Origin of the sequence: Chryseobacterium oncorhynchi (assembly GCF_002899895.1) — a bacterium.
GTDB classification, from domain to species: domain Bacteria; phylum Bacteroidota; class Bacteroidia; order Flavobacteriales; family Weeksellaceae; genus Chryseobacterium; species Chryseobacterium oncorhynchi.
In genome coordinates, this window is the sequence record NZ_PPEI02000023.1 from 1 (window position 1) to 598 (window position 598).

Consider the following 598-nt stretch of genomic DNA (forward strand, 5'->3'; position numbering starts at 1 on the left):
TTCGAGTAGGCCTGTATTTCATATGCAGATTCTGTTCTACATGTAGAACATGTGCTTCCATCTTCTAGATAGGAATACTGAAATCCATCCAGATAATCTGTCATACGGGTGGTGGGAAGCCCTCTATAAGCTTGCTGTATGAATGTTTTACGAAGCTTTACCCCATCAGCTCGGTACACATGACCTATATTTGTAGTACTTATATTTCCTATAGGATTCACGAATTGGATACCAATTGATGTTGGCAGGTTCAGATAATTGTAAGCAATGGATTGTATTCCTTTATCTTTCATATTGATCATATTTCCATTCTGATCATAATCAATGATATTGTTCCCTCCCTCATAACCTGAAGGATTAGGGGAATGTTCTATGACCTGATTCAAACGGTTGCCTGTATATTTATACTCTAGATCATCCACTTGGGTTGCTGTAGTTCCAGATACAGGATAAGCATTCCTTTTCAATGTCATGATATTTCCATTAAAATCATAGGTCAGGTTTTCGTTAAAGTTGTAGTTATACGGATTGGTAGATTCAGGTTCTGTATAGACAGCATCTTTTAGCCTATTCAGATTGTCATAAACATAGGAATACC

General features: G+C 37.0%; 1 pseudogene. It reads right to left on the bottom strand.

Annotated features, from left to right (window positions below):
- Positions 1 to 598, bottom strand: a pseudogene (locus C1638_RS22550) (RHS repeat-associated core domain-containing protein); the annotation flags it as partial.